Here is a 20,841-nt window from a genome sequence, read left to right as displayed (position 1 = left end):
ATTGTATCGAGAACCTATTCTTTAAATTTCTTTTTTGCATTTGCTACTTGCACTTAAAATTTGAACTTAAACTATGCGCTGGACAATTAAAGCAAAACCCAAACAAGAAGATATTACTGTTTTAGCGCAAGCTTTAAACGTAGAAAATTTAGTTGCGCAACTTCTTTTACAAAGAGGAATTACATCCTACGCAGAGGCTAAAACTTTTTTTCGTCCGCAATTATCAGATTTGCATGACCCTTTTTTAATGAAGGATATGAATATTGCTGTAGATCGTATTGAAAAAGCAATTGTAAATAATGAAAACATATTGGTGTATGGCGATTATGATGTAGATGGCACAACATCCGTTGCGTTATTATCTTCCTATTTGCTAAGCTATTACCCAAATGTTGCAACGTATATTCCAGATAGATATGGCGAAGGATATGGTGTTTCTTACCAAGGAATAGATTTTGCCGAAGACAATGATTTTAGTTTAATCATAACCTTAGATTGTGGTGTAAAAGCCATAGAGAAGGTAAATTATGCCAAAGAAAAAGGAATAGATTTTATTATTTGTGATCACCACAGACCAGGAAAAGAATTACCAAATGCAGTTGCCGTTTTAGATGCTAAAAGAGAGGATTGCTCGTATCCTTATGATGAGTTGTGTGGTTGCGGTGTTGGTTTTAAATTAATCCAAGCACTAGCAGTAAATAACGAACAAACTATAGAAGATTTAGTACCGTATTTAGACTTGGTTGCTACTGCAATAGGGGCCGATATTGTGCCCATAACAGGAGAAAATAGAGTGCTAGCATATTACGGCTTACAGGTTATAAATAGTAACCCAAGAATAGGTTTTAAAGCAATTATTGCACAGACAAAAAAGCAAAAATTAAGTATTACCGATGTTGTTTTTACCATAGCACCAAGAATTAATGCTGCTGGTAGGATGAAACATGGGCAACATGCTGTAAATTTATTAACAGAAACAGATATTGAGCAAGCAGAGAAGTTTGCTTCCGAAATAGAAAAATACAACCTAGACCGCAAAAATTTAGATAAGCAAATTACCAAAGAAGCTTTACAGCAAATAGTAGATTACAATGAAGAGGAGAAGTTTACTTCTGTGGTTTATAAAGATACTTGGCATAAAGGAGTCATAGGAATTGTGGCATCTCGTTTAACAGAAAACTACTATAGACCAACATTAGTTTTTACTAAGAGTGGTAATAAATTAGCAGCTTCTGCACGTTCTGTAAAAGGTTTTGATGTGTATAATGCATTAGATGCCAGTTCTGAATTTATAGAGCAATTTGGCGGCCATAAATATGCTGCAGGGTTAACCCTTTTAGAATCGCAATATGAAGATTTTAAAGCAAAGTTTGAAGAGGTAGTTTCCCAAACCATAGACAAGCGCTTATTAACTCCAGAAATAAGTATAGATGCTATAATTAATTTTACAGACATAACCCCTAAGTTAATGCGTATTATTAATCAGTTTGAGCCTTTTGGACCAGGAAATATGACGCCTGTTTTTATGGCAGAAAATTTAAAAGATTCTGGTTATGCAAAAGGAGTAGGAGCAGAAGAGAGCCATTTAAAATGTGCTGTTTTTCAGCCCCCCAATACCACAAGTAAAGAAAGAATTAATGCTATAGGGTTTAATTTAGGAAACAAGTTAGATATTGTTACCCAAGGTACTTTTAATGCTGTTTTTTCTATGGATGAGAATGAGTGGCAAGGAAAGACATCTCTGCAGTTGAGGATAAGAGATATAAAAGAAAATTAAAGTATTTTTAAAAAGAGAACTTCCTCTTTAATTATATAATGTCTTACTTTTGAGGCTCTAATTTTAGTACTTTTCTTTTGGATCCATACGCAGCACTCCGTTATAAAGAATTTAATATATTTTTAGTAGTACGTTTTGCTATGGTATTTGCTTGGTCTATGCAGTTTATTGTAATAGAGTGGCAAGTGTATACTATGACTAAGGACCCGTTCTCATTAGGTATTATTGGGCTTATGGAAGTTATTCCTGCGGTACTTATGGCGCTTTTTGCTGGCCATATAGTAGACCAAAAAGAAAAACGTAGTTTGTTAGTTAAATGTATTCTTGGGTTTTCTATAATTAGCTTTGGGCTATTTATGTTAAGTATGCCGCAAGTGCAATTAGAGTATAGTACAAAAACCATTCTTTACGCTATTTACTGTTTGGTTTTTTTAGGAGGCATAGTACGTTCTTTTATTGGGCCAACTATATTTTCTTTAATAGCATTGATTGTACCAAAAAAAATATACCCAAATGCTGCAACATGGAGTAGTTCTACTTGGCAAATGGCATCGGTTTTAGGGCCTGCTTTTGCAGGATTTTCTATAAGTTGGATTGGTGTACACTGGTCTATGTGCGTAATTTTTGGATTTTCTATACTTGCAGTAATAGCGCTTTCTCAGATTAAAAAGAAACCTATTTTAAATCCTAAAATTGGAGAACCTGTTTTTCAAAGTTTAAAAGAAGGATTAGATTTTGTTTTTAGTACCAAAGCGGTATTAGGAGCATTAACCTTAGATATGATTGCGGTACTTTTTGGAGGTGCAATAGCCCTACTTCCTATTTTTGCGCAAGATATTTTACAGGTAGGAGCCGAAGGTTTTGGTATTCTTAGAGCAGCACCTGCTGTAGGAGCATTTTTAACTATGTTAGGCTCTACTCGTTTTCCACTTCATAAAAATGCGGGTAAAAAACTCTTGTATGCCATTTTTGGATTTGGACTTTGTATAATTTTGTTTGGCTTGTCTACCTACTTTTGGTTATCTGTATTTGCATTATTTATGAGTGGTGCTGTTGACGGGGTTTCTATGATAATAAGACAAACTATTTTACAATTAAAAACGCCAGATCATATGCGAGGTAGAGTAGCATCTGTAAATTCTATTTTTGTTGGTTCTTCTAATGAATTGGGAGCGTTTGAAAGTGGCTTAACTGCTAAATGGATGGGAGCAGTAACTGCAGTAGTTTTTGGGGGTACTATGACATTATTAACAGTTGGTATTACCGCTATAGCATTACCTTCTTTTAGAAAATTAGATTTACAAAAAGATATTGATGCACATGAAGAAGAGGAAACAAAAACTACTTAGAGAGCTTTTCTAAGGAAAGTGCAGTCCCATCAAACACACCATACGTATAATAAGAAATCCAATCCCCAAGGTTTACATAGGTAGATTTTCCGTTGAGGTCTATTTCTAGAGGCAAATGTCTATGGCCAAAAACAAAATAATCGTAATGTTTTGTCTCTAATTTTCGTTTAGCATACTGCACTAACCATTCTTTTTCTTCGCCAAGAAATTTTACATCATCGTCCCCAGAAATTAATTTATTTTTCACGGAAAGATATTGACCTAGTCGAACTCCAATATCTGGATGCAACCATCTAAACAACCATTTAGCAAAAGGATTCGTAAATACTTTTTTCATGCGTTTAAACCCTTTATCATCAGGTCCAAGACCATCTCCATGACCAATAAAAAAGGAAGTGTCGTTTAATTTAAATTGTTGTGTGGTATGAAAAACAGGAATGTTTAATTCTTCTTCAAAATAACCACTCATCCAAAGGTCGTGGTTACCAACAAAATAGAATATAGGAATACCGGCATCACTCAATTCTGCTAGTTTACCAAGAGTTCTTGTAAACCCTTTAGGAATTACGGTTTTGTATTCCATCCAAAAATCGAACATATCCCCTAACAGAAAAATAGCTGCTGCATCTTCTTTTATAGTATCTAACCAAGCAACAAATTTCTTTTCTCTGGGCATACTTTGTTCCATAGTAGGCGCTCCCAAATGATTATCACTTGCGAAGTATACTTTTTTACCTTTTGGAATAGAAATGTTTTTCATTACAAAAACTAATTATCAGAAGCATACCACTCCGCAAAAGAGGTGTCTGTTTCTTGTAATCTTAAAGAATGAAGTTGAATATTTTTTGGTAAACGAGCTTTAATTTTTGCAGAAAAATCTATTACCATATTCTCGCTAGTAGGTTGGTAATCTGCGAGAATTACATTGTGTCCTCTATCGGTTAACTCCTTTGCTAATTCTACATGAGGGGTGTTTTTATTAAAAACAGTAGCATGATCAAACTGGTCTACAACCTCTTCTTTTACTATTTTTTTTAAATCCCCAAAATCTATTACCATGCCTAGTTTTACATGACTTTTGTCTGTAATAGGAGTTCCAATTACGGTTACAGAAAGTTTATAGCTATGGCCATGAACATTTCTGCACTTACCATCATAACCATAAAGGGCATGACCAGTTTCAAAGTTAAATTGTTTTGTAATTCTAATGTTGCTCATTGTCTAAGGAATATTGCAATGCAAAGGTAAGGTTTATTCCTATTTACACTACTAGAGCAAAAGTATTGCTGTTATCTTTTGTATTTTTTTCTGGTACGAACTCTATTTACAAAATAGATTATTAGGACAAAAAGAGCTAGAAAAGGAAAAACAAGGTCTCCGTTTAAAAAGTTAATAATTTTCATTTAATTTGTTTTATGATATCTTAACGATAACAATAGTCGATTATTATTTTTTAAACTTACTTAACGCTTGCTTAGTAGCGTTAGAAAGCACAAGTTCTCCTGTTATAGCAGCTCTATCGGTAAGGAGTTTGTCCCAATGGTCTGTACCTTCCCAAAGTACTTTTTTCCAAGCCTCTAAAGCTTCTGGGTTATATTCGGATAATTGGTTAGTGTAAAAATCTAATTCTTTATCTAAATCATTACTGTTTTCGAAAACCTTAGCAAAAAGTCCTTTTTCCTTAGCCCAATAAGCGTTTTTCCACTCTGTAGGTGCTAGTGAAAGCTCTCCTAAAGCAGCTTTTCCTATTCTGTGCGCAACGGCAGGAGCAATTACTAAAGGAGCAATACCAATTGAAAGTTCGGATAATTTTATAGATGCTTTTTCTGATGCAAAAACATAGTCGCATGCAGCAGCAATACCAACGCCACCACCAACAGCTTTTCCATGAACACGTCCAACAATTATTTTGGAACAGTTACGCATTGCATTTATTACATTAGCAAAACCGCTAAAGAATACTTTTCCTTCAGCCAGGTTAGAAACTTCCATTAGCTCATTAAAAGATGCACCAGCACAAAAAGCCTTTTCTCCTTCAGATTTTAAAACAATTACAGAAACAGCATTGTTTACAGATAGTTTATTTAATTCTTTTGTTAGTCTTTCCAGTAATTCTGCCGTAAAAGAGTTACTAGCAGGGTGACCAAATTCTATGGTTGCTATTCGGTTATTTATAGAGGTATAAAGACTTCCGTCTGTACGAGATGTAGACATATTTTTTGTTTAAAATTAATGCTTTTGTAATAATGGGCGAAATTTTTGGTTAAACTTCCAGACTAATGTGCCTCCTCTTATTAGCATCCAAAGTGTAAATGCGATCCAAATACCATGAATACCCCAGTTTAGCCATTTACCAATAAAAAGTAAGGGAACAAACCCTAAAAAGGTAGCTGCAAGTTGTACTTTTCTTAAATATTTCATTTCACCTAAACCTTTAAATAATCCATCTAAAACAAATGCAAGTGTATGTAGGGGTAATCCTAAAAGCATAATGTAAAATATGCTATAAAAAGATTTTAAAATGGGAGGTTCTTTGGAAAAAAATGTGCCAATAGAATAGTAGAATGTAAAGCCTATTAACATTAGAACTAGGCTAACTAGTATACCGTAAAGGATTATTTTTTTAGTTAATAAGAAGAGTTTATCATATTCTTTTGCACCCAGAAGTTTTCCCCCTAAAATGTTTCCGGCAGCTCCATACCCATCAATAAAAAAAGCAGCAAATAACCAAAGATTTATTGCAATAGTATGCGCACCAATATATTGGTCTCCTAGAGCTGTTGCTTCTCTTACTGCTAAAATTAAGGCAGTATTTAGGGCTAATGCTCGCACAAAAAGGTTTAAACTCATAATTACCAATCTACTCAACTCTGGATGAATGGGTAATTTTAATTTTAGACTAACATCGGTTTTTGTTACTAAAAGAATAAAAGCAAGTATTGCCATAATAGCTTGTGCAATTAAACTAGCCCATGCAGCACCTTCCAAGTACATTGGAGAAATAAAACCATCTATTCCATAGACTAAAATAAAATCTAGAATAACATTTATTACTGCCCCAACTATTGCAATAACCATAGGCCAAACCGTATTTTGTAGCCCTCTAAATATGCCCATAATTGCAAATACAAATAAAGTAAGAGGAAAGCCCCAAACTCTAATAGAATAATAACTAATACAATATTCAAGAATTTTACCAGAGGCTTTTAAAGCCATAAATATTTCTTCTATAACAAAAACGGTAGTAAGTAAGATTATGCCACTAAGAATAAGGTTTAAAAATATTGCTTGAGCTGGTAGTGTTTTTACTTGTTCTAGTTTTCCTGCACCTAAATATTGAGAAAGTATTGCAGAAATAGCACTACGTGTTTGTCCTAAAACCCAAATAAGCATAGATAAAAAAGAACCAACAATACCTGCGGCTGCTAAAGATTCTAGGCCATCTACAGGAATATTACCCACTATGGCAGTATCTGTAATAGATAATAACGGTTCTGCAATACCGGCAATGGTTGCAGGAATAGCAAGGTTATTTATACTTTTAAAATTAATAATGGTTTTCAATAGTTGTTTTTATAATGAAGAGGGTATTATAATTGTCCTGTTTTTTATGAATTTAGAATATCTTTGTAGTCTTATAGTATGAATAGATTTTATTTTAATTGTAAATTTAGAATATTAATAAACAATCCTTCTTAACAAATGAAAAATATACTTGTTCCTATTGGCACTTCTACCACCTCTCATGAAACCTTACAATATGCTGTAGATTTTGCAAATGAATTTTCATCCAATATTTTTGTGATGGATGTTTTTAATGTGTCTGCAAAAGCTGGGAATTTGGTAAATATTTCTGAAAAAGTAGCAGAAAATAGTAGAGAGCGTTTAAAAGAAATTATTGCTAAGATTAATGCTAAAAATGTAGATATAAAAATAGCAACGTATAATGGAGGAATTGTTGATGGGATTAAAGATTTAGATAAAGAGTTAGGAATAGACTTAATAATTTTGGCTCCACGTAGTAATGCTATAGAAGAAGAATTATATTTAGGAAATACTTCAGGAAAAATTATTAAAAGAACAGATATACCTGCTCTTTTAGTACCAAAAGGGAGTAGTTATGTTGCATTTAAAAATATTTTAGTTGCTTTTAAATCAGGAGTAATTAAAAGAAACCGTATTCTTAATTCATTAGTAACTATTCGTAAAAAGTATAGTGCTAATGTAAATTTACTTTTAGTGAAAACTCCGGGTTATGTAGATAGCGATTTAAATGTAAATACTGCTTTAATGGATATTAGTGCGAACCTAACACTAACAGAGAATGCCACAACTTATTTGGGCGTAACGCAACATTTACAATCTTTTAGCCCAGAATTACTTTGTGTATTTAGAAGAAAAAGAGGTTTCTTTAAAAAACTATGGGAAAAGAATACCATACCTAAATCTGAGTTTTTTGCACCAATTCCTGTGTTAGTTCTTAGTGCAAATAAGAATTAGAAAATTACTACACTTTGGGGGATTAGCTCAGCTGGCTAGAGCGCTTGCCTGGCAGGCAAGAGGTCACCGGTTCGACTCCGGTATTCTCCACTAGTATAGTACTAAAGAGGTTACTTTTTAGAAATACCAGAAAACACAAATTCAGATATTTGTTCTTCTATTTCTTTTGGGTTAATTTTTATAGGTAAGTCCGTATACTTATCATGCAACCACCTTAAGGTAGATAAAAAAGTATACGTTGCAATTTCTATATCCATGGGTTTAAAATCTTTAGCTTCCATACCTTCTTTTAATACAGATTTTACTTTGTTTTCATAAACAATCCTTTCGGCAAGAAAAGTACTTAATTTAGGTTCTTTTAAATTTCGCCACTCATTTACTAATAGTGCTAATTCATAAGGTTTTTTTACCATTAAGTCTATATGTATTCTAATAATGAGTCTTATTTTTTCCTCGGAGCTAGCGTTGGAGTCTATTATGGTGTCTATTGCTGCATGGAACTCATTAGATATACCAAACAAATAAGTTTCTAAAAGAGATTGTTTAGAATCTATATAATTATAAACATTAGCAACTTCACAGTTTAAACTATGAGCTATATCTCTCATGGTAGTTGCCTTAAATCCCTTTTCATTAATCAATTTTAAAGAGGTTTCTAAAAAACGTTCTCTCTTTGTCATTTTACTCATTTAAAAGCTTTTTTGTGCTTAAAGACCTCAAAACTAAGGAAAAAGTTTGCTTGTGAAAGAATAATTAATATATTTACATGAACGTTTGTTCACCTAAATATAAAATTATGCCACTATATCATACTTTAGGGAAGATTCCATCTAAGCGACATACAGTTTTTAAGAAGCAAGACGGAACCCTGCATTACGAGCAATTGTTTGGAACAATTGGTTTTGACGGAATGTCGTCTTTAATGTATCATTTACATAGACCCACTATGGTAAAAGAGGTTAAGGAAAGTATTGACTTAAGGCCTAAAGCTGCCGTGGAACATAATATAAAATCTAGACTGTTAAAGGGTTTTGGTGTAAAGCCAGAAGATGATTTTTTAGAGAGTAGAAAAGTAGTTTTATTTAATAATGATGTGCATGTAAGTTTAGCTGCTCCAAAAAAATCAATGACAACGTATTTTTATAAAAATACGGATGCAGATGAAATGTTATTTATTCATAAGGGAAAAGGGGTTTTAAAAACCATGTTGGGAAATATCTCTTTTGAATATGGAGATTATATTATTATTCCTCGTGGAATGATATATCAAATTACTTTTGAAACGGAGAATAACAGATTATTAATTGCAGAATCTTATTCTCCAATTTACACCCCTAAAAGATATAGAAATTGGTTTGGGCAACACTTGGAGCATTCCCCTTTTTGTGAGCGCGATTTTAAATTACCAGAAAATTTAAAAACACATAATGAGATAGGAGACTTTATAATGAAAGTAAAAAAGCAAGGGCAGTTACACCATTTAGTATACGCATCGCACCCTTTTGATGTTGTTGGTTGGGATGGTTATAATTTCCCCTATGGTTTTTCTATACATAATTTTGAACCTATAACAGGTAGAGTGCACCAACCACCACCAGTACATCAAACTTTTGAAACAAATGCCTTTGTAATTTGTTCTTTTTGCCCTCGTTTGTATGATTATCATCCAGATGCAATTCCGGCACCATACAATCATTCTAACATAGATTCCGATGAGGTTTTGTATTATGTAGATGGAGATTTTATGAGCAGAAACCACGTAGAACAAGGACATATATCTTTGCACCCAGCAGGAATACCTCATGGACCACACCCAGGCGCTTATGAAAAAAGTATAGGAAAAAAAGAAACTGGAGAATTAGCAGTAATGATAGATACTTTTAAGCCTTTAAAATTAACACAAATGGCCTTAGATATTGATGATGGTACCTATTATCAATCTTGGCTAGAATAACAATAATATTAAGCAACTACAATTATGACAAATACTGATTGTTGGATTTCCATTTCTGAAAATTCGGACTTTTCTATACATAATATTCCTTTTGGAATTTTTTCAACTAAAAGCAATACATTAAGAGCTGGGGTTGCTATTGGAGACCAAATATTAGATTTGGTTGTAGCGTCAGAATTAGGAGTTTTTAATTCTTTAGATTTTAACCCATATGTTTTTGAAAGTAAAACATTGAATGATTTTATTGCTTTAGGTAAAGAAATTACCTCTAAAGTAAGAACTATAATTCAAGAAGAACTAACAAATGTGGATAGTGTTTTAAAAACAGATTCTAGTGTTTTTGTAAATCAAAAAGAGGTACAAATGCATTTGCCTGTATTTGTTGGAGACTATACCGATTTTTATTCCAGTATAGAGCATGCAACTAATGTAGGTACTATGTTTAGAGACCCCAATAACGCTTTGTTGCCAAACTGGAAACATATTCCTGTTGGGTATCATGGTAGAGCATCTTCTATTATTGTTAGTGGTGTAGATGTGCATAGACCTATGGGGCAAACTATTGCTCCAGATGCTAAGGAACCAACCTATGGCCCTTCTAAAAGAGTAGATTTTGAACTAGAAATGGCATACATTATTGGAAAAAAGACAAGTCTTGGAGATACGGTTAAAGTAGAAAATGCGGAGGAGTATATTTTTGGAAAAGTATTATTTAATGACTGGTCTGCAAGAGACATTCAAAAATGGGAGTACGTTCCTTTAGGACCATTTTTAGCAAAGAATTTTGCTTCTTCTATTTCTCCATGGATTGTAACTATGGATGCCTTAGAGCCTTTTAAAGTTGCTGGGCCAGAACAAACTCCAAAAGTATTACCATACTTAGAATATAAAGGAGAACGTAATTATGATATTGAGTTACAAGTAGCTATTAAATCAGAAAGTGGAGAAGAAACTGTAGTTAGTAACTCTAATTTTAAATATATGTATTGGAATATGGCACAGCAATTAGCACACCATACCATGAACGGTTGTAATATAAATGTAGGGGATATGATGGGTTCTGGTACCATTAGTGGAAAATCTACAGACAGTTACGGCTCTATGCTAGAACTTTCATGGGCTGGCAAAAACCCAATACAACTTAAAGATGGTACCCAAAGAACTTTTATAGCAGATAACGATACTGTTGTTATGAGAGGGTTTTGCCAGAAGGATGGTAAAAAAGTAGGATTTGGAGAAGTTAAAACTAAATTATTACCTGCAAAACAATAATATGGGAGTAGTAAGTATTAATCCAAAAGAAGTAGAAACGGCAAAATTACATGGGCTTTTATTGTCTGCTGTAGCGCCAAGACCTATTGCATTTGCAAGTACCGTAGATATTAATGGGAATGTAAATTTAAGTCCGTTTAGTTTTTTTAATGTATTTAGTGCTAACCCTCCAATATTAATATTTTCCCCTGCAAGAAGAGTAAGAGATAATACTACTAAACATACCTTAGAAAATGCAATTGCTACCAAAGAGGTAACTATAAATATTGTAAACTTTCCTATTGTAGAGCAAATGTCTCTTTCTAGTACAGAGTATGATAAAGGAGTTAATGAGTTTAGTAAATCTGGCTTAACACAGGTACCTTCTATAAAAGTAAAACCGCCAAGAGTTAAAGAATCTCCTGTTTCTTTTGAATGTATTGTAGAAAACATAATGCCTTTAGGAGAAGAAGGAGGAGCAGGAAATTTAATAATTGCAAAAGTTGTTATGGTTCATGTAGATGATACCTATACAAATAAAGATGGAAAATTAGATACCACAAAACTAGATTTAGTTGCAAGAATGGGAGAAAGTTGGTATTGTAGAGCTAGCAAAGATGCGTTATTTGAGATTCCAAAACCAATATTTACAAAAGGGATTGGGGTAGATAAATTACCTAAACATATTTTAGAAAGCGAAATACTTACGGGTAATAATCTAGGGAGATTAGGTAATTCGGAAAAGCTACCAACGCAAGAAGAAATTTCTACATTTTTAGAAAATAACATAGAAGTGCAAACTATGATAAACAATAAAGATATTCCTGCTTTGCACACTAAAGTAAAAGACTTTTTAAAAGAAGAAAATGTATCTAAAGCAATACTAGTTGCTTTTTCATTTATTAAATAATTAAAAATAAGTTGTAATGTCACAAACAGTAGAAGGGGCTAAAGATTTTATGCCTATTAACGGAACTGATTATTTAGAATTTTATGTTAGTAATGCTAAACAAGCAGCACACTATTATAAATCAGCATTCGGATTTAAGTCTCTTGCATATAAAGGTTTAGAAACTGGAAGTAAAGAGTTAGAGTCTTATGTAGTTGTACAAGATAAAATAAGATTGGTTTTAACTTCTCCTCTAAAAAGTGGAACAGAAGTTGGCAAACATATAGATACCCATGGAGATGGTGTAAAAGTTACTGCTCTATGGGTAGATGATGCTACTTATGCGTATAATGAAGCCATAAAGAGAGGTGCAACACATTATATGAAACCTATTACAGAGAAAGATGAACACGGAGAAGTAGTACGTTCTGGGATTTATTCTTACGGGGAGGTTGTGCATATTTTTGTAGAGCGTAAAAATTATAACGGCGTGTTTTTACCAGGTTTTGTTGTATGGGAAACTGCTAATTATAATCCAGAACCAGTTGGTCTTAAATATGTAGATCATATGGTTGGTAATGTGGCTTTAGGGCAAATGAACCATTGGGTAAAGTTCTATGAAGAGGTTATGGGCTTTACACAAATTATGTCTTTTGATGATAAAGATATTTCTACAGAATTTACCGCTTTAATGAGTAAGGTTATGAGTTCTGGTAACGGTAGAATTAAGTTTCCTATTAATGAACCAGCACCAGGATTAAAAAAATCGCAAGTAGATGAGTATTTGGAATTTTATGAAGGAGAAGGTGTACAACATATTGCCGTAGCAACAGATAATATTGTAAAAACAGTTACTGAGTTAAGAGATAGAGGTGTAGAGTTCTTAAGGGTACCAGATTCTTATTATGATGTTTTAACAGAAAGAGTTGGTAAAATTGATGAGGATATTGAAGCCTTAAGACCATTAGGAATTTTAGTAGACCGTGATGATGAAGGGTACTTATTACAAATATTTACAAAAACAGTACAAGCAAGACCCACTATGTTTTTTGAGATAATACAACGTAAAGGAGCTACATCCTTTGGTAAAGGTAATTTTAAAGCGTTATTTGAAGCATTAGAAAGAGAACAAGAGTTGCGGGGTACTCTTTAATATATGTTATAATTTCTAGAGGTTTAATTTATTGAAAATTAAACCTCTTATTTTTTTAATAATACTATTGTTTCAGGTTTTTTTATATCTAAGACAATATAATATAAGCCAGAAAGCAACCCATTTGTAGGAAGTTCTATTTTTTTCTCTTGCGATTCATAAGTATCTGAAGATAGTAGTTGCCCTTTAGAATTAAAAATATGGATTAAAACAGGATTTACATCTTCTGTTAAAAAAATGGTAGCATCTTGTTCTGTAGGGTTTGGATAAATAATTGTTTTTGGCTCTAAATTTATATACTTTAAAAACGTTCCTTCACAGGGAATACTAGTAGAAATTTCTACTTTATCGCCATTTTTTACAAAAACTTCAAAAGGGGAACTATTATGTTCCGTAATAAAAGCGTTATTTATTGTTAGAGTATATGGTGGTGTACCAGTATCAATTTCAAAAGTTGCTTTGTATGCATCTTCCTCATTATTAATTAATAGAATTGGATTAAAAATTTCATTTTCCTGTATGGTATATTCAAAGCACTTTTCAAATGTATTATTGGTTACCGTAATGCAAAAACTATATGTTTTAGCGTCTAGACCAGTTATTATTAATTCCTCATTAAAATTATAGGTAACGTTATCAATGGTTGTTTCGTAGTTTAGATTATTCTTAGCAGTTATTTTTAAAGTTCCATTGTTTAAAGAGCTGCAAGTTTTATTAGTTACTGAAACATCAAAATTATCTTCATTTAAAAAAATAGTCCCATTAAAATATTCTTTAGCAAGGGCAAAAGCTTCTTTACCTATTTTATCCCCTATTTTGCGTCCAGGAATATCATCAATAGGAGGATGTATTCCTCCCCAAATTCTAGATAGGCTAGTTTGGTCAGAAGCATCTCTATAAGTAGCCCATTGTAATGTAAAACCCTCACTAGGGCCATTCTCGAACACTAAAAAGTTTTCTTTTTCTACATTAAACACGCCCATTCCTCCAGGAAAAAAAGCATCTCCAGTAAATAATGTTAACACCTCTGCTGCCGCTCTAGAAAAAGTAGAGTGGCCAGAAACATAACCTGCAAAAGGAGGAGTTACAAAAGTGGCTCTTTGGTATGGCCACCAATGCGTACCTAATATCCAATCTACTCCGGCTACATCTGCATTTGGATCCGAGATATAATCTGGACCTTTCCAAGCGTAAATTTTTATTTTCCCAACATTTTCATTATTTGTTCCAGCTAAAGCATCACCAGCTTCTATAATTTCTATACTCCCTGGAATAAGTGGTATTCCATGAGGATCATAATTAGGAAGGGAAGCATTAGTGCTTTGTCCTTTTCCAGCCATGTATCGTATGGCAGATATAGGTCTTACGTAATCATAATATCCTTTTAATCCCCAAGTATTTATAGCAGAATCATGCATTGCCCCACCCAAGGTTAAATAAGATTTAACATCCCATTCTAAATTACTTAAAGTCTCTCCTTCTCCACCAAATTTCTTAATAGTTTGGGGGTGGTCATTAACGTAGTTAAGTATTGTAAACCAGTGCCCTGGTGGAGTTTCTGAATCTGGGCCATCTGCCCAAAATTCAGCTAAAACTCTTGCGTAATCTGCTCTTTTTACTAGCTGAGGTTGGTATGGTAAATTAGTAGATGGATTACTAGTATGCCCAGTGCCCATATCGCCACCAGTAGTAAAATGATAAAACGCTTTATATTCTTCAAAAGAATTTGGAAAGTTATCTATAGAAACATTTCCTATAGCTCCAGGTGAAATATCTATTAATGTAGGGTCATTAGGGTCTAAATGAGCAGACCATGAGGCTACTAAAGAAAAATGCCATTTATAAGGGTCGCTTAAACCATTTTCATTAGAATTTTGAATGTAAACAGGATCTCCGGGATTATTATATATATAACTATTAAATCCATTGTTTAAAATTTCTAAGTCAGTTTCTTTTAAAGAAAAAGGAGTAACTTCTCCCCATTCTGGGCTTAAGAAATCTGGTACAGCACTTGGTCTAGGGTTACCGCTTTGGTCTATAAACAAATCAAAGGCAAGAGGTTGCCATTTATCAGGAAAATTTAAATCGTTTTGGTCTTCGTATTGTTCTAAGATTAAAGGCCTATTACTATATTGGTAAAATTTATTTTCATAATCGTTTTCTTCGTTTGATTTATCTTGTAAGCCAAAAGCAATAATTTGGTTTGCAATATAATTTCCTAAGGCGGCATAAGAGTTTGTAGAAATATAATCTGTTGTTTGTATATTTTTATCATAGCCATAGGATAGGAAGAGATTCTCAAAAGAAGCTAAAGATTCTTCCTCTCCTGGGGAGTTTTTAAATCTATGATTTAATAACCTATACATTGCATAGCTAATAGCTTCATGCCTTGCAATTTCTATATTAGCTGGTGTAGCTAAAGGGATGTAAGAGCAAGGATAATTCCCAAAAGATTTTCCTAAAAAAACGGTTTCTGCAGTATCATCAAAAACAGCCCAAATGTCATACATAATAATTGCACTATGAAAAAGGTTTCTTGCGTGTACTGTAGGTCTTGCATAATCTTTTCTAATTGCTTCTAGCAATACTTCATTCCATTCTCTTGCTACAGATTGTTGCCCAATACTTTTAGTGCAAACGATAATAAAGAATACTAAAAAAATAAAAGATTTTTTCTTCAAAATTTAAATTTAAATCGTGGCTTGGTTACTGTAAAAATAGAAATTTACAGCAAATTTTATAGGTATAATTAATGCATACTAAAGGAGATATCTTAGTATTCTTTAGTTAAAAGGTTTATTCTAGGAGTTTTTATAATATTAAAAGAAAAACCTTTAACATAGATTTACCTTTATTTAGAATTGTATTTTAATACTTTTGATGGTATATTTTGATGAAATTTTTAAGTTGCAAAAAGAATAAAATGGAAAGTTTAAAAGGGAAAGTAGCATATATAACAGGAGGGTCTAAAGGAATTGGTTTTGGAATAGCAAAGAAACTAGTAGATGCTGGAATGAAGGTTGCCATTAGTGGTAGAACATTAAAAACGGTTAAAAAAGCAGCAGAATATTTAGAAATTAATGAGAATGTTTTAGCTTTAGCTTCGGACGTCACTAAAATAGAAGATGAGCAAACTGCTATTTCTACTATTATAGAAAAATGGGGAAAAGTAGATGTTGTTTTAGCTAATGCAGGAGTAGGGCATTTTGCACCAATAGATCAAATGTCTAGTGACGATTGGAATGCTATGATAAACACAAACTTAAATGGCGTTTTTCATACTTTAAAAGCATCTGTAGAAGCTTTAAAAAAATCTAAAGGGTATTATATTACATTAGCTAGTTTGGCAGGAGCCAATTTTTTTGCTAATGGAGCGGGGTATAATGCAACTAAATTTGGTGTTGTTGGTTTTACACAAGCAGCAATGCTAGACTTAAGACAGTATGATGTTAAGGTTTCTACAATAATGCCAGGTTCTGTTTCTACAGAGTTTGCAGGTAATTCTCCATCCGATAAAGATGCATGGAAAATACAGCCTGAAGATATAGGAGAATTGGTCTTAGATTTATTAAAAATGCACCCTAGAACCTTACCAAGTAAAATAGAGGTAAGGCCTACTAGACCAGATAAAAAATAATCTTAGACTTCCTTTTCTTTGAAAGGAATATTTGGATTACAAATTTCTAAAATAAGACGCTTGAGCTCTACTAAAAATAGATCAAGCGTTTCTTTATTTATTAGAGAATCTTCTGCGCTTTTTTTTGGCCCTTTTGGAGTGTTAAATTTTAAGATTCCAGCATTAAGATTTTTAAAAGTTATGATACCTGCTTGTATTTCAGAAATAGGATTTTGAGCATTAAACATAACACTATAGCAAAGTAGCTGAAATGCTTTACTATAGGAGTAATCTGTAATACAGTCTTCCCAGTTTGTGATCTTAACGTTTTTAGGTTCTACTCTACCAGTTTTATAGTCAATGATTCTTAAAGTTCCATTTTCCTCATCAATACGGTCTAATTTTCCTTTTAGAACTATTGGATAGTCTAGTTCTGGAAAATTAAGAGAAACTTTAAGATTTTGTTCAAGGGCAATTATTTTTATAGTGTTTTGCTTTACTTGCTTAATTTCTAGATGTATAAATCTTTCTATGTACCGTAGAATAACATTATAAGCAATTAAATTTTTTCCGTACTTAATATCTCCTTCTGCATAGGTCTTTGCAAAATGTTTTTTTACAAGGGCTTCTATATTTTTTTTAGCTTCATGTAACAAACCAACCTCTAAGGTTTTTCCAACAAAAGGCGTATATAAATCCTCTAAAGTATCATGCACTATAGTACCAAAAGTATTTGCAGCAACAGTTTCTTCTACTGCTAATAAATCGTCTATTTTTAATAGGTTTCTTTTGTAAAAATCTATAGGATTTCTAATATAATTACTTAATGAAGTAGGAGAAAAACCATTAGTTGCATGGTTTTTAATTAAGGACATTAAATCTACATCCTTTTCTATTATTTCATCCTCTTTTAGGGAGGGAACAACATTTGGGGTTGCAATTTTTTCCGTAATATCCCCAATTTTATTTTCATCGGTTAAAAGCTGTGTTATTAGCCTACTTTTTTCACCGCCTTCCAATACATCTGGCTCTGTATTATAGATTAGATATACATTTTTTGCACGCTGTAATATTCTGTAAAAGTGATAGGTATATACAGCATCTTTTTCTTTATAGGTTGGTAAACCATGTGCAATTTTTAAATCAAAAGGAATAAAAGAATTGTTAGATTTTCCAGAGGGTAAAATACCTTCATTTACAGAAGTTATGATTACCGTTTCAAAATCTAAGTTTCTGCTTTCTAACATTCCCATAATTTGAAGCCCTTCTATTGGATCCCCTCTAAAATCTAAAGTTTCAGAGGATAAAAGTTCATTGTAAAGACTTAAGAGCGATTTTAAATCGTTCATATAATGATGTTCTACTAATAGCGTATTAAGTTGATTAAATAGACTATTAAAACGATATAAGTACTCTAATGCTAAAGAATTAGACTGCTCTGTATATATATCTTTTAATTTAGATATTATTAATAAACATCTTTTGGTAAAACTTAAAGGAGTAAAGTTTAATTCTTGAAATACTGTTGAAATACAATCTTTATCTTTTGCAACACTTATAATTTTTTCAGGAGTTATGTAAGACCAGTTTTTATTTTTTATGGCATTACTTATTAGGTTACTATTATTTTCTTCTTTACTGTTAAGAAATGATGTAGTGGTTGGATGCGACAAAAAGTCTAATAAATTAGAATAAAACCAACCTTTAGTATTACGTTTAATATATAACTCAAAAAATAACTGAAAAAAGCTAGCTAGGGGTGTTTTTTCTAAACTGTAACCCATAGTAATATTTACCGAGTTAATTTCTTCTGGAATAGAGTTTAGTATTGGGTTTAGTAAGCTTTCATCTGCTAGAATAACAGCTGTATTTTTAATAGCGTTATTAGAAGTTTTTGATATTTCTTTTAGAAGATTACCAACATATTTTGCTTGTGAAATATTTTTTGGTGTACCTATTATTTCAATTTTTTTGGATTCTGAATAGTAATTACTAACACCTTTAAAATCATTAGAGTTAAAATGGCTCCAGTTTTTTTTATGATCCCTAAGAAAAAGACCAGCATCATGTACAGGATCTTTGAGGAAACTATTATCTATATCCCAAAAAATGTCCGAACTATGTTGTTCTAAAATTTGTTGTATTATAATACTTTCAGATTCGTTTAGGGCATTAAAACCAAGAAAAACAAATGTTTTGTTTTTGTTTTCTTTTAAATAGGATTTTAATTTACTGCAAGCTGTTCTATACACTAAGCCTTGGTGACCTTTATTTTTATTTAGTAAGGATGCATTAAAGTCTTTGTAAATAACATCTAAATTGTTCCAAAAAAGAAGGTAATCCTCCATTAGTTGGGTTTTTGGAGCTTCTGGTGACCAATGCGATATTTCTTGTATTGCAGATAAGTTAGAGAAAAGCTTTTTTGTGTCTATTAAATAGCGGTCTATCTCATTAAAATCTTGTAGTAGTGTTTGCCCCCATTTAGAAAATGAATAAAATGTTTCTATTTCTTTGGGCTTACTTTTTAAATAGGTGTTATAAAGGGAAAAAAGTTGCTCTAGGTTAGATGCATAAGAGAGACCAGAAATTTTTTCTATAAATGTTTCTATACTCCATATTTCTGGTGCAAATTCTGTTTTTGTTGCTTTTTTTGCAATGGAATTTTTTAAAAATGTACCAGCTCTTTTACTAGGTAAAATAAATATATGATTACTAAGACTACTATTTTGGGAAAGTATTTTATCTAGTACTTCTTCTAAAAATCCATTCATTTTTAAATATAAAAAAAGCTCCGCAATTGCGGAGCTTTATATTATAATAAAGAGTGTTAAATCTTCTTATTTAACTAAGTTAATTTCAACTCTTCTGTTAGATTTTCTACCAGCTCTAGTATTGTTAGTAGCTATAGGCTTATCTTCTCCGTATCCAATAGCAGTTAATCTATCAGAACCAATTCCTTTATCAATTAAGAAATCACGAACTGAATTAGCTCTAGAATCAGATAATTTTTGGTTTAATTTAGCACTACCAACGCTGTCTGTATGACCTTCTACTGTAAATTTAGCAGTCGGGTACTCCGCTAAGATTGTGATAATATCAACCATAACAGCAGTAGATTCTGCTTTGATAGAAGATTTACCAGTATCAAATAAGATAGTTCTTGCATATTCATTTAATTGCTTCTGAACTTCTTCAGTTACTTCAGGACAACCATTGTTAGCAACAGTACCAGCAACTTCAGGACAAGCATCGTCTTTATCTAAAACGCTATCACCATCTTTATCAGCCCAAGGACAACCTTTATTTTCAGCAGGACCTGCTTCTTGAGGACATTCGTCATCTTTATCAGCAACACCATCACCGTCAGCATCAGGACAACCAGCTAAAGCAGCTAAACCAGCAACTTCTGGACAAGCATCATCTTTATCAGCAACACCGTCACCGTCAGAATCAGGACAACCATTCATTTCTTTAGTACCAGCAGCGTTAGGACAAGCATCTTTACTGTCTTCAATACCATCGCCATCAGCATCAGGACAACCGTTGAAAGCTTCTAAACCAGCAACTTCTGGACAAGCATCATCTTTGTCATAAACACCATCACCATCTGTATCAGTACCACCAAATTTAATAGCTATACCAGCCATATGTTGCCAGTGAGATACTAAGTAATCTTCAAAAGAGTGCTTATATGTAGATTGAACAGTAAGACCAATGTTTTCTGTGAACCAAAAGTTAATACCAACACCACCATTTGCAGTACCAGCACCTACTTCATCAATCCAAGAATAACCACCACCTATTTCAGCGAATGGGTCAATACATTTGTTTTGTAAGAAGTTGTACTTAATAGTACCATCTATACCATAGTAAGATAAATCATCAACTGAAGTATCTCCCCACTTGCTAATTTTGTTTAAAGAACCTTTAGCTCCAACAGAGAAACCGCCACCAACATTTTTAGATACTCCTATGTAAGAGATAGATGGTAATATGTTCCAGTGGTCAGTTGCATTAAAAAGCTCATTTCCAAAAGAACTCCCTTCAAAATCACCTGTAGGGTATACGTCAACTGCATTAACCCCAAAAGTAACCTGCCATGGGTTATTTTCGTCTTGCGCTTGTATGTTGTTAAAACCTACAACAAGTAGAGCAACAACCAATAATTTGCTAAGATGTTTCATGTTCAAATTTTTAAGTTTAAGTGTTTATTAGCTGCAAATGTAAGTTGTTAAATATTATTAACAAAATCAATTTCCTATTTTTTTTAACGCTTTTTATAGAAAAAAGCATACATTTTGTCGAATTTTAACATTATTCTTGTAGTAGTTTGCTTCATATTATTGCTAAAT

The 20,841-nt window shown here is 32.6% G+C and carries 16 protein-coding genes and 1 tRNA gene; 9 read left to right on the top strand and 8 right to left on the bottom strand.

The window, feature by feature from the left end; all coding sequences use genetic code 11:
* Positions 1 to 73 precede the first annotated feature (73 nt).
* Together recJ and Q0820_RS12875 are read left to right on the top strand one after the other, a co-directional pair.
* The gene (gene recJ, locus Q0820_RS12880) at positions 74 to 1,777 is read left to right on the top strand and encodes a single-stranded-DNA-specific exonuclease RecJ (protein ID WP_298488054.1); all 1,704 of its coding nucleotides are present in this window, start codon (positions 74 to 76) and stop codon (positions 1,775 to 1,777) included.
* 77 nt (positions 1,778 to 1,854) lie between these two features.
* Complete coding sequence (locus tag Q0820_RS12875) at positions 1,855 to 3,126, top strand: MFS transporter (RefSeq protein WP_298488053.1); 1,272 nt, start codon at positions 1,855 to 1,857, stop codon at positions 3,124 to 3,126.
* Here Q0820_RS12875 and Q0820_RS12870 read toward each other — a convergent pair.
* The 4 genes from Q0820_RS12870 to Q0820_RS12855 all read right to left on the bottom strand — a co-directional run bounded on the left by Q0820_RS12870 (position 3,119) and on the right by Q0820_RS12855 (position 6,690).
* Complete coding sequence (locus Q0820_RS12870) at positions 3,119 to 3,886, bottom strand: UDP-2,3-diacylglucosamine diphosphatase (protein ID WP_298488052.1); 768 nt, start codon at positions 3,884 to 3,886, stop codon at positions 3,119 to 3,121. The two genes, Q0820_RS12875 and Q0820_RS12870, sit on opposite strands and share 8 nt — an antisense overlap.
* 8 nt (positions 3,887 to 3,894) lie before the next feature.
* On the bottom strand, positions 3,895 to 4,344 hold the full coding sequence (locus Q0820_RS12865; RefSeq protein WP_298488051.1) for a 6-carboxytetrahydropterin synthase: 450 nt from the start codon (positions 4,342 to 4,344) through the stop codon (positions 3,895 to 3,897).
* 228 nt (positions 4,345 to 4,572) lie between these two features.
* Positions 4,573 to 5,340, bottom strand: coding sequence for an enoyl-CoA hydratase/isomerase family protein (locus Q0820_RS12860; protein ID WP_298488050.1), 768 nt, complete (start codon positions 5,338 to 5,340; stop codon positions 4,573 to 4,575).
* 15 nt (positions 5,341 to 5,355) lie between these two features.
* Positions 5,356 to 6,690: an MATE family efflux transporter gene (locus tag Q0820_RS12855; protein ID WP_298488049.1), complete on the bottom strand. Its 1,335-nt coding sequence runs from the start codon at positions 6,688 to 6,690 to the stop codon at positions 5,356 to 5,358.
* A gap of 138 nt (positions 6,691 to 6,828) precedes the next feature.
* Here Q0820_RS12855 and Q0820_RS12850 point away from each other — a divergent pair, with 138 nt between their 5' ends.
* Positions 6,829 to 7,626 carry a universal stress protein gene (locus Q0820_RS12850; RefSeq protein ID WP_298488048.1) on the top strand — a complete coding sequence of 266 codons (798 nt, stop codon included), beginning with the start codon at positions 6,829 to 6,831 and terminating at the stop codon, positions 7,624 to 7,626.
* Positions 7,627 to 7,642: 16 nt separating this feature from the next.
* Positions 7,643 to 7,716, top strand: a tRNA-Ala gene (locus Q0820_RS12845).
* A 20-nt stretch (positions 7,717 to 7,736) separates the two neighbouring features.
* Here Q0820_RS12845 and Q0820_RS12840 read toward each other — a convergent pair.
* Positions 7,737 to 8,315 (bottom strand): TetR/AcrR family transcriptional regulator, encoded by a 579-nt coding sequence (locus tag Q0820_RS12840; protein ID WP_298488047.1) that lies wholly within the window; start codon positions 8,313 to 8,315, stop codon positions 7,737 to 7,739.
* Positions 8,316 to 8,422: 107 nt separating this feature from the next.
* Here Q0820_RS12840 and Q0820_RS12835 point away from each other — a divergent pair, with 107 nt between their 5' ends.
* The 4 genes from Q0820_RS12835 to hppD are packed head-to-tail and all read left to right on the top strand — an operon-like array spanning position 8,423 to position 12,873.
* On the top strand, positions 8,423 to 9,580 hold the full coding sequence (locus tag Q0820_RS12835) for a homogentisate 1,2-dioxygenase (RefSeq protein ID WP_298488046.1): 1,158 nt from the start codon (positions 8,423 to 8,425) through the stop codon (positions 9,578 to 9,580).
* Positions 9,581 to 9,604: 24 nt separating this feature from the next.
* Positions 9,605 to 10,852, top strand: coding sequence for a fumarylacetoacetase (fahA, locus tag Q0820_RS12830; protein ID WP_298488045.1), 1,248 nt, complete (start codon positions 9,605 to 9,607; stop codon positions 10,850 to 10,852).
* A 1-nt stretch (position 10,853) separates the two neighbouring features.
* A complete protein-coding gene (locus Q0820_RS12825) occupies positions 10,854 to 11,741 on the top strand; it encodes a flavin reductase family protein (protein ID WP_298488044.1) in 888 nt (295 codons plus the stop codon).
* A gap of 16 nt (positions 11,742 to 11,757) precedes the next feature.
* Complete coding sequence (hppD, locus tag Q0820_RS12820; protein WP_298488043.1) at positions 11,758 to 12,873, top strand: 4-hydroxyphenylpyruvate dioxygenase; 1,116 nt, start codon at positions 11,758 to 11,760, stop codon at positions 12,871 to 12,873.
* A 47-nt stretch (positions 12,874 to 12,920) separates the two neighbouring features.
* Here the strand turns inward: hppD and Q0820_RS12815 are convergent, their stop codons facing one another.
* The gene (locus Q0820_RS12815; protein ID WP_298488042.1) at positions 12,921 to 15,554 is read right to left on the bottom strand and encodes a T9SS type A sorting domain-containing protein; all 2,634 of its coding nucleotides are present in this window, start codon (positions 15,552 to 15,554) and stop codon (positions 12,921 to 12,923) included.
* Positions 15,555 to 15,796: 242 nt separating this feature from the next.
* Between Q0820_RS12815 and Q0820_RS12810 the strand changes: the two genes are divergently transcribed.
* Entirely contained in the window at positions 15,797 to 16,510 is a 714-nt protein-coding gene (locus Q0820_RS12810; RefSeq protein WP_298488041.1) for an SDR family oxidoreductase, read from the top strand.
* A 2-nt stretch (positions 16,511 to 16,512) separates the two neighbouring features.
* Here the strand turns inward: Q0820_RS12810 and Q0820_RS12805 are convergent, their stop codons facing one another.
* A complete protein-coding gene (locus Q0820_RS12805; protein ID WP_298488040.1) occupies positions 16,513 to 19,260 on the bottom strand; it encodes a PD-(D/E)XK nuclease family protein in 2,748 nt (915 codons plus the stop codon).
* 66 nt (positions 19,261 to 19,326) lie between these two features.
* Entirely contained in the window at positions 19,327 to 20,673 is a 1,347-nt protein-coding gene (locus tag Q0820_RS12800) for an OmpA family protein (RefSeq protein ID WP_298488039.1), read from the bottom strand.
* Positions 20,674 to 20,841 lie beyond the last annotated feature (168 nt).

The organism is uncultured Maribacter sp. (assembly GCF_947495965.1).
Classification (GTDB): domain Bacteria; phylum Bacteroidota; class Bacteroidia; order Flavobacteriales; family Flavobacteriaceae; genus Maribacter_B.
The sequence above is the reverse complement of the archived record's forward strand: the minus strand, read 5'-3'. Positions and strand labels throughout refer to the sequence as shown.

Excerpts from the sequence above, each read along its gene's own strand:
- recJ (WP_298488054.1), top strand. The coding sequence starts at position 74 with ATGCGCTGGACAATTAAAGCAAAACCCAAACAAGAAGATATTACTGTT.
- Q0820_RS12870 (WP_298488052.1), bottom strand. The coding sequence starts at position 3,886 with ATGAAAAACATTTCTATTCCAAAAGGTAAAAAAGTATACTTCGCAAGT.
- Q0820_RS12865 (WP_298488051.1), bottom strand. The coding sequence starts at position 4,344 with ATGAGCAACATTAGAATTACAAAACAATTTAACTTTGAAACTGGTCAT.
- Q0820_RS12860 (WP_298488050.1), bottom strand. The coding sequence starts at position 5,340 with ATGTCTACATCTCGTACAGACGGAAGTCTTTATACCTCTATAAATAAC.
- Q0820_RS12850 (WP_298488048.1), top strand. The coding sequence starts at position 6,829 with ATGAAAAATATACTTGTTCCTATTGGCACTTCTACCACCTCTCATGAA.
- Q0820_RS12840 (WP_298488047.1), bottom strand. The coding sequence starts at position 8,315 with ATGAGTAAAATGACAAAGAGAGAACGTTTTTTAGAAACCTCTTTAAAA.
- Q0820_RS12835 (WP_298488046.1), top strand. The coding sequence starts at position 8,423 with ATGCCACTATATCATACTTTAGGGAAGATTCCATCTAAGCGACATACA.
- fahA (WP_298488045.1), top strand. The coding sequence starts at position 9,605 with ATGACAAATACTGATTGTTGGATTTCCATTTCTGAAAATTCGGACTTT.
- Q0820_RS12825 (WP_298488044.1), top strand. The coding sequence starts at position 10,854 with ATGGGAGTAGTAAGTATTAATCCAAAAGAAGTAGAAACGGCAAAATTA.
- hppD (WP_298488043.1), top strand. The coding sequence starts at position 11,758 with ATGTCACAAACAGTAGAAGGGGCTAAAGATTTTATGCCTATTAACGGA.
- Q0820_RS12810 (WP_298488041.1), top strand. The coding sequence starts at position 15,797 with ATGGAAAGTTTAAAAGGGAAAGTAGCATATATAACAGGAGGGTCTAAA.
- Q0820_RS12805 (WP_298488040.1), bottom strand. The coding sequence starts at position 19,260 with ATGAATGGATTTTTAGAAGAAGTACTAGATAAAATACTTTCCCAAAAT.
- Q0820_RS12800 (WP_298488039.1), bottom strand. The coding sequence starts at position 20,673 with ATGAAACATCTTAGCAAATTATTGGTTGTTGCTCTACTTGTTGTAGGT.